This is a genomic window from Leifsonia sp. SIMBA_070 (assembly GCF_046534635.1).
In the GTDB taxonomy this organism is placed as follows: domain Bacteria; phylum Actinomycetota; class Actinomycetes; order Actinomycetales; family Microbacteriaceae; genus Leifsonia.
On sequence record NZ_JAWRYK010000134.1, the window covers coordinates 1 to 304 of the forward strand.

The 304-nt window shown below is 61.8% G+C and carries 1 pseudogene; it reads right to left on the reverse strand.

Annotated features, from left to right (window positions below):
- Positions 1–209, reverse strand: a pseudogene (locus SB754_RS19735) (elongation factor P); the annotation flags it as partial.
- Positions 210–304 lie beyond the last annotated feature (95 nt).

Consider the following 304-nt stretch of genomic DNA (forward strand, 5'->3'; position numbering starts at 1 on the left):
TCGCGCTGCTGCTGCGGGATGTCACCGTTGATGGCTGCGGCCTGGTAACCGCGGGCCTTGAGCTTGTCAGCCAGGTCCTCGGTTGCCATCTTGGTGCGGACGAAGGCGCCGCCCTTACCCGGCTTCACGTGCTGGAACTCGATGACGTTCCAGAGCTGTCCGTCGATCGAGAGAACGACGCCGTTGCGGATGTCTGCGGTCGATGCCATGTGTCAGGTATTCCGTTTCGTTGTGTGTGCGAGCGCGGGCGTGAAAGCCCGACGGGAAATTCTATCGCGTACCAGTCTGGATGATTGCGCCGGAC